8 protein-coding genes are annotated in these 7,517 nt (G+C 48.1%); 6 read left to right on the top strand and 2 right to left on the bottom strand.

Annotated elements, in window-relative coordinates; genetic code table 11:
- From ACKTSG_RS13015 to argH, 5 genes are all read left to right on the top strand, one after another.
- Window positions 1-253: transposase (locus ACKTSG_RS13015; RefSeq protein ID WP_407891817.1), on the top strand; the 253-nt coding region annotated here is incomplete at its 5' end.
- Between the two features lie 253 nt (window positions 254-506).
- Complete coding sequence (locus tag ACKTSG_RS13010; RefSeq protein ID WP_407895360.1) at window positions 507-1,178, top strand: alpha/beta fold hydrolase; 672 nt, start codon at window positions 507-509, stop codon at window positions 1,176-1,178.
- 86 nt (window positions 1,179-1,264) lie between these two features.
- Complete coding sequence (locus ACKTSG_RS13005; RefSeq protein WP_407895358.1) at window positions 1,265-2,707, top strand: ABC transporter substrate-binding protein/permease; 1,443 nt, start codon at window positions 1,265-1,267, stop codon at window positions 2,705-2,707.
- A 44-nt stretch (window positions 2,708-2,751) separates the two neighbouring features.
- Window positions 2,752-3,981 carry an argininosuccinate synthase gene (locus tag ACKTSG_RS13000; protein WP_407895356.1) on the top strand — a complete coding sequence of 410 codons (1,230 nt, stop codon included), beginning with the start codon at window positions 2,752-2,754 and terminating at the stop codon, window positions 3,979-3,981.
- The gene (gene argH, locus ACKTSG_RS12995; protein ID WP_407895354.1) at window positions 3,974-5,359 is read left to right on the top strand and encodes an argininosuccinate lyase; all 1,386 of its coding nucleotides are present in this window, start codon (window positions 3,974-3,976) and stop codon (window positions 5,357-5,359) included. Before ACKTSG_RS13000 ends, argH begins: the two co-directional genes overlap by 8 nt.
- 53 nt (window positions 5,360-5,412) lie before the next feature.
- On the opposite strand, the gene ACKTSG_RS12990 is transcribed toward argH, so the two are convergent.
- Window positions 5,413-5,967: a hypothetical protein gene (locus ACKTSG_RS12990; RefSeq protein ID WP_407895352.1), complete on the bottom strand. Its 555-nt coding sequence runs from the start codon at window positions 5,965-5,967 to the stop codon at window positions 5,413-5,415.
- A gap of 110 nt (window positions 5,968-6,077) precedes the next feature.
- Window positions 6,078-6,608 carry a ClbS/DfsB family four-helix bundle protein gene (locus tag ACKTSG_RS12985; protein ID WP_407895350.1) on the bottom strand — a complete coding sequence of 177 codons (531 nt, stop codon included), beginning with the start codon at window positions 6,606-6,608 and terminating at the stop codon, window positions 6,078-6,080.
- A gap of 148 nt (window positions 6,609-6,756) precedes the next feature.
- On the opposite strand from ACKTSG_RS12985, the gene ACKTSG_RS12980 reads away from it, so the two are divergent.
- The gene (locus ACKTSG_RS12980; RefSeq protein ID WP_407895348.1) at window positions 6,757-7,419 is read left to right on the top strand and encodes a hypothetical protein; all 663 of its coding nucleotides are present in this window, start codon (window positions 6,757-6,759) and stop codon (window positions 7,417-7,419) included.
- Window positions 7,420-7,517: the final 98 nt, after the last annotated feature.

Below are 7,517 nucleotides of genomic sequence, written 5' to 3'. Positions count from 1 at the left end.
CTCAACTTTTGCACGGAACACTGCACGAGCCTTGATCACCGGTATTGCCTATAACCTGGTTCAGCTCTTTAAACAGCTCTTTGTCTCGGAAGACCGTCGTTCAACCATCTCCTCGCTACGGTTCAGTCTCTTTCACATCGCCGGTAGGATTACTTGGCACGCCCGTCGTGTGGTGATTCATCTTGCTTCTAACTATGTTTACAAGAACTGGTTTAGTCGGCTCATGGACGAAGTCCATCAGTTGGCGACCTGAACTGAATAACTGAATAGGTCGTGCGTCGAGCCGAAAACTGGGTCGGTCTGTTCGTGGTGCATCGATCACCAACTTCTCCGCTCAGTCAGTATTCGCAACGCTCCAAACGTTGCTTTCAGACCGGCCAGATGCGATTTCATGTCCCCAATACCGAGGTGAATAATCCAGGAACATGGCTTGAATGCTTTTAGACGGCGGGTTTGATTCGCATCGCTTGCAACATGTTGTACAATACAGCTATCGGAGGGACATTATGGAAATTACAGTCAATCAGATCCGTTTATTTTATACCCAAGTCGGCGCCGGCGAGCCGCTGATCTTGCTACATGGTAACGGTGAAGACCATACCATTTTTACGGATCTACAAGCCAAACTCGCCAGCGACTATACCGTGTATGCCATTGATGCCCGCGACCATGGTCAAAGCCAAGCAGACGTGCCGATCTCGTATCAATTAATGGCCGATGATATCATGAATTTCGCTGACGCGTTGCGCCTAGATCCCATCACGTTGGTGGGTTTTTCTGATGGCGCGATCGTGTCGATGCTCATTGCCAGCCAGCGCCCAAGTTTGGTGCACAAAGTCGTATTAGCTGGGGGCAACTTGACGCCTCAAGGGATCAAACCTGGCGCACGCTTTGGGGTGCGCTTGATCAACTGGCGCAAACATGATCCTTTGATGAGCTTGATGTTGAATGAACCGCACATTTCGACCAAATCTCTGCACCGTATCACGGCACAAGCTTTTGTGATCGCTGGTGAAAAAGATGTCGTCAAAAAATCAGAAACCGTGGCAATTGCCAGTGCCATTCCCATCAGCATTTTGCGCATCGTGCCAGGCGCCACGCACAGCGATTATGTGAAAGACAATACGCAGTTCTACCATTACATTGCCGCGTTCCTGCAGCCGTACCGCACTGAATAATTTTTGTATTTTTTACACAAAAGCTTGCATATTCCGCCAATTGGGTATATATTCAATAAAAATTCACTTTTAGGAGTTGGCGGGATATGAAAAATTTGAAACGGTGGGCTTTTGCATTGCTCGCATTGTTAGCCTTTATCGTAGCCGGAAGCGTGCATCCAGTAGACGCGGCGACTAGTCGCGTACAGGCGATCAAAAACCGCGGGTACATTACTGTCGGGCTATCCGCCGACTACGCGCCGCTTGAATTTCACGCGACAGTCGATGGCCAAGATAAAATCGTTGGCGCAGATGTGTCCTTAGCGCAAAAAATCGCCAAGGACATGGGCGTGAAGTTACAGATCAAGGAAATGGGTTTTGATGCCTTGATCGGCGGCTTGAAGACTGGCAAAGTTGACATGGTCATTTCTGGGATGTCCAAAACCCCAGAACGTGCCAAGCAAGTCAACTTCTCCAAGCCTTACATGTATGAAAAACAAATCGTCGTGATCCGCAAGTCGGACAAAGCCAAGTACAAAAACGTCGCCGACTTCTCAGGCGCAACGGTTGGGGCTCAAAAGCAAACCACCCAAGAAGCCATTGCCCAAGCACAATTGCCAGGCGCCAAGATCCACAGCTTGCAAAAAGCCAACGATGTGGTCGCCCAAGTTTCCTATAATAAGCTCGACGCTGGGGTCATGAGCTCTATCATCGCCGGCGCTTATGTCCAAAAAAACAAGTCACTGATGATGGTGGATCCACATTTTGCCACGGCAGCAAGTCCTACTGTGGTCGCTTTGCCAAAAGGTGACACCGCCTTGACTGCCCAGATCAACAAATCCATTAGCTCGATGCAAAAACAAGGCTTGTGGAAAAAGTACTTGGATCAAGCTTACACCTTGCAAAACCAGTCCCAAGGGTTTTGGGCCAAATACAGCGGCTTCTTTGTTAAAGGGGCTTTAAACACGTTGCTGTTTGCGTTCTTAACGGTCATTGCTGGTACCGTGTTAGGCACGATCTTAGCGTTGATGCGGCGTTCGAAGCTGTGGATCTTAAAAGCCATCAGCGCCGTCTATGTGGAATTTATCCGCGGCACGCCTTTGATGGTTCAAGCCTTCATCGTGTTCTTCGGGACTCAAGTCTTAGGCTTAAGTCTTTCAGCCTTCACTGCCGGCGCGATCGCCATGGGCATCAACTCTGGGGCTTATGTCGCTGAAATCATCCGTTCTGGTTTAAACTCAGTGCCAGTTGGTCAAACTGAAGCTGCCCGTTCTTTAGGCTTATCCAGTGGTGCCACCACCCGTTATGTGGTGTTACCACAAGCCATCAAGAACATTTGGCCAGCGTTAGGTAACGAATTCGTCACCGATATCAAGGAAAGTTCCGTGTTGTCCGTGATCGGTGCGTCAGAATTGATGTTTGAAGGCTCCACGGTTCAAGGCGCCTCGTTCCAGCCGTTCTTCCCAATGATGATCGTGGCGTTGATTTACTTCGCCATGACCTTCATTCTCACCCGGGCGTTAGGGTTTGTTGAACGTCGCATGGCTTAATTGATCTGTTAATACTTGTTAAAAAATTCTAGGAGGATTTTCTCATGACTAAAAAAATCGTATTGGCTTATTCCGGTGGTTTGGATACTTCTGTTGCTATTCCTTGGCTCAAAGACAAAGGCTATGACGAAATCATCGCCGTTTGCTTAAACGTCGGCCAACCAGGCACGGACATGGACTTCATTCAAAAGAAGGCTTTGGAAGTTGGTGCTTCTGAATCTTATGCCATCGACGCCCAAGATGAATTTGCTGACAAGTATGTGGCCCCTGTGATCAAATCAAACGCCCTATACGAAGGCGACTATCCTTTGGTTTCCGCTTTATCACGTCCTTTGATCATCGACCACTTGGTCAACATTGCTCATGATCATGGTGCCACTGCCATCGCCCATGGCTCCACTGGTAAAGGCAATGACCAAGTGCGTTTTGAAGCCGCGATCCATGCCTTAGATCCAGACCTTGAAATCGAAGCCCCAATTCGTGACTTCCACTGGTCTCGTGAAGAAGAAATCGACTACGCTAAAGAACACAACGTCCCAGTGCCGATCGGCAAGAAGTCCCCATATTCCATCGACTGCAACCTTTGGGGCCGTGCTAACGAAGCCGGCATTTTGGAAAACCCATGGAACCAAGCGCCTGACGATGCTTGGGGCATGAGCGTTTCTCCTGAAGAAGCGCCAGACGAACCCGTCTTTTTGGATCTGACTTTTGAAAAAGGCTTGCCTGTTGCCATCGATGGCACCCCAATGCCTTTGGCCACGTTGATCAAGAACTTGAACAAAGTCGCTGGTGACAATGGGATCGGCCGCATCGATAAAATCGAAAACCGGATGGTCGGCATCAAGTCGCGTGAAGTTTATGAAGCCCCTGGTGCTGCAGTGATCATGACCGCTCACCACGAACTGGAAAACTTGACGTTGGAACGCGACATCGCCCACTACAAGCCATTGATTGAACAACAAATCACCAACATGATCTATGAAGCTAAGTGGATCACCCCATTATTTGACGCCTTGATGGCTTTCGTTGATGAAACTCAAAAGAACGTCAACGGTGTCGTCAAGATGAAGCTTTACAAAGGCAATGTCACAGCGGTTGCTCGTAAGTCCCCTAACTCCTTATATGATGAAAACCTCGCCACTTATACATCTGCTGACTCCTTTGATCAAGAAGCAGCCGCTGGTTTCATCAAGTTATGGACCTTGCCAGCAACAGTTTACGAACAAGTCAACCATGTACACTCTCAAGCAAAGGATAAGGTAAACAATGACTGATAAACTATGGGGCGGCCGGTTCACCCAGAAAGCGGCGGCTTGGGTCGACAAGTTCGGCGCCTCGATTGGATTCGACCAAGCCATGGCGCATGAAGATCTCGAAGGTTCCTTGGCGCATGTGGCAATGTTAGGCAAAACTGGCATCATTCCACAAAAAGACGCGGATACGATCACTGACGGCTTACACCAACTCCAACAAAAGCTCGATGCTGGTGAATTGCACTTCACCATCGCCAATGAAGACATCCATTTGAACTTGGAAAGTATGCTCACCGATTTGATCGGCCCAGTGGCTGGTAAGTTACACACCGCTCGGTCACGTAACGACCAAGTCGCCACTGACTTGCATTTGTGGTTGAAGCATCGCCTACCAGAAATCAAATCAGCGATCAGCGATTTGCAAAGTGTCTTGGTGGAAAAAGCCGACGAGCATGCCGGTACTATCATGCCAGGCTACACCCACATGCAACACGCACAACCGATCACTTATGGGCATTACTTGTTAGCGTATTTCGAAATGTTCCAACGCGATTATGAACGTTTTGAATTCAACCAAAAGCACACTGACATCTTGCCTTTAGGCGCCGCAGCCTTAGCTGGGACCACCTTCCCGATCGATCGTGAATTCGTTGCGGACCAACTCGGATTCGATGCGGTTTATCACAACTCCTTAGATGCGGTATCTGATCGTGATTTCGCTTTGGAATTCTTATCCAACGCCGCGATTTTAATGCAACACTTGTCTCGTTTAGCTGAAGAATTGATCCTTTGGTGCACCTACGAGTTCAACTACATCGAAATGTCTGACGCCTTTTCTACTGGCAGCTCCATCATGCCACAAAAGAAAAACGCCGACTTTGCTGAACTCACTCGTGGCAAAACCGGTCGGGTCTATGGCGCATTGATGGGCTTGTTGACCACCATGAAAGCCATCCCGCTGGCGTACAACAAAGACATGCAAGAAGACAAAGAACCAATTTTTGATGCCTTTGATACCATTTTAGGATCCGTGCACATTTTCTCTGGGATGATCGAGTCCTTAACGGTCCATCCTGAAAAAATGCATGACGCCACGATAAACGACTTCTCTAACGCCACGGAATTGGCCGATTACCTTGCGACTAAAGGCGTCCCATTCCGCCAAGCCCATGAAATTGTCGGCGAACTCGTGCTCAAAGGCATTCAAACCAAAACCTCGCTTCAAGATATGCCGCTAGCTGAACTGCAACAAGCAGCGCCACAAATTGAAGATGATGTTTACACCGAATTGTCTTCCGAAGCTGCCGTCAACCGCCGCACCAGCTTAGGTGGCACCGCAGTTTCCAATGTGAAAAAAGAAGTCAAGCGCGCACAAGACATTCTTGCCCAACACGCGTAAGCTGAAAAGCCTCAAATCGGAAGCGATATCCGATTTGAGGCTTTTTGCATGATCTAGAATTTCAAACTAATGGCGCAAAACATCGCGATCACCACAAAAACGATCGCCAACAACCACACCCAATACAAATTCATCAATTTTGTGATCCGCAGTTTGAGTTGAGGTAAGCTCGCTTCAGTCACGCCGAGGCTTGCGGCAGTCTCTGGATCATGTTCAACGAAGGCTTGCCATGCCGGCAGTTGCACCATTAATTGACGGCGTTGGGCGTGCATAAAACCTACACCGCTCACTAACAACCCGATCGGAAAAATGAAGGCTGGCCAGTTAACGAAGTCTGACACGAAGAAATTCGCAGCACACCCACCCAGACACACAAAAGCGAGGAGCATCCAGAGGCCGATCGCTTTGATTTGGTGATAAGGTTGTTGCGAATAGCCACTGAGGATATAGGTCACGTGTTGTTGTTCGCGCCACTTCTCAAATGGCGTCGCATGCGCTTGTTGATGCAATGACGGATATTTTTGATTCACATACTTTTGCAAGCGCAGGTAAATGACGATCGTCACCAGTTCCAGTGCAACGAATACTAGGAATAGCAGTTCTAACATGTCGGCCTCCAGCAATTTGAATAGCCTCAGTATAGCGAAGGCATGTGAAGAATTTGGGAAGGCAAGTAAAAAGAGCTGAAACCAAATTTGGTTTCAACTCTGCGAATCACTTATTGAGTCACTAAAGGCTTTTGCGCCAAGTCGTGACGGAAGTGTTGTAAACGCCGGATCGCCCATTCATAGCGTTCAGCCGAGAACAAACTGGCATAATCGCCTAATGTAGAAGACCCAGTCCAATTAAAGAAGTTATGGGTAAATAATTGCTCTTGTTGCAAAGATTCGAATTGGCGAATCATTTTACGATGCGTGTTTTGCAGGCGCTTGAACGCCTCGTCGACACTGAGGTCTTGATTCAATTGCCGCAGTTGTTCAGACAGCTTGCTGCTGGTTTGCCAAGTGTAGCCTTTAGGCAAAAAGCGCACACGCTGTTCGCCTTTTAAGTTGGTGGTGCTCCAATGTAAGTACAAAGCCTGCCATGCGCTGAGGTGCACCAAGATATCGCGTAAGTTGCGGTCGCGGCCTTTGAAACTGAATTCTTTGGTCTTGCTTGCAGCGGGCAAGGCATTGATCAATGCTGTTAATTCATCAAATTTTGTCCGTGAAGCAATCAGTAGCTCCTGTCTTGTTTGAGGCTTAACCATTGTTGTTATCTCCTCTTCAAGTCCAAAAATCCTGCCTACACTTCCATTTTCGGTCAGAGTTGGCCAGAATACAAGGCGAATCCTATAATATTATTTCAGGGTTTATGGTATGATAGCCCCAATTATGCATTTAAAAAGGAGGTGCAAGATGGAGATCTGGGGTTTACGGTTGGTCACGTTTATGGCGAACTTGATCATTTTGATCAGCTTTATTTGGTTGTATGTTTGGATCGAACAAACCAAGCGCCAGACGTTCATCGTGCACCACCGCAATGCCACGTTGATCGGCTTGACAGCAGCATTCTTGCTGTTTTTTCATGTGGATTCACTGCTCAACATCGCCAATGCAGGCCACCCGGTCGGCTATGGCTGGACCTTTTTAAACTTTCAGTTGATCACGATGCTTTATGCCTTGTTATCCACCCGCACCCGTTCAATGACGATCGCCATGATGCTCATTGGTGGTAGCTGGTTTATTTGGATGATGGACTGGCATCAAGCTTGGTGGGTGATTTTCCCGATGATCTTGACCGTGGTGGCGCATCGCTTTGCGCGGCCTTTGACAATGAAGCGCTGGTTATATTATCCGTTTGGCTTTTTATTTGCGATTCCTGCTTATGTGGCGAACTATCAAGCGCTGGATGGTATCGATGTCGGCTGGCCGTTTTTATTGATCGGGTATTTGTTTCTAGAAATCACCATGTGGGAAACCAACTGGCAGTTCAACTCTCGCGTGCTCAATGATCGGCGGTTGAAAAAAGAAGCGTCGATCGATCCGCTGACTGACCTTTACCCAATTTGTTGGAACTGAATTCGATTTACCTGCAAGGCAGTTCACTGAGAGCTGTCTTGTTTTAAAATAACGTTTCGATACCGGAACCTTTCCATTCACCAGTTTCCGGATCAACC

The sequence above is a fragment of the Lacticaseibacillus salsurae genome (genome assembly GCF_045862175.1).
Taxonomy (GTDB): domain Bacteria; phylum Bacillota; class Bacilli; order Lactobacillales; family Lactobacillaceae; genus Lacticaseibacillus; species Lacticaseibacillus salsurae.
The sequence above is the reverse complement of the archived record's forward strand: the minus strand, read 5'-3'. Positions and strand labels throughout refer to the sequence as shown.

Bases quoted from the DNA above. Each gene is read 5' to 3' on its own strand.
- argH (WP_407895354.1), top strand. From the start codon at position 3,974: ATGACTGATAAACTATGGGGCGGCCGGTTCACCCAGAAAGCGGCGGCT.
- ACKTSG_RS13000 (WP_407895356.1), top strand. From the start codon at position 2,752: ATGACTAAAAAAATCGTATTGGCTTATTCCGGTGGTTTGGATACTTCT.
- ACKTSG_RS13010 (WP_407895360.1), top strand. From the start codon at position 507: ATGGAAATTACAGTCAATCAGATCCGTTTATTTTATACCCAAGTCGGC.
- ACKTSG_RS12985 (WP_407895350.1), bottom strand. From the start codon at position 6,608: ATGGTTAAGCCTCAAACAAGACAGGAGCTACTGATTGCTTCACGGACA.
- ACKTSG_RS12980 (WP_407895348.1), top strand. From the start codon at position 6,757: ATGGAGATCTGGGGTTTACGGTTGGTCACGTTTATGGCGAACTTGATC.
- ACKTSG_RS13005 (WP_407895358.1), top strand. From the start codon at position 1,265: ATGAAAAATTTGAAACGGTGGGCTTTTGCATTGCTCGCATTGTTAGCC.
- ACKTSG_RS12990 (WP_407895352.1), bottom strand. From the start codon at position 5,967: ATGTTAGAACTGCTATTCCTAGTATTCGTTGCACTGGAACTGGTGACG.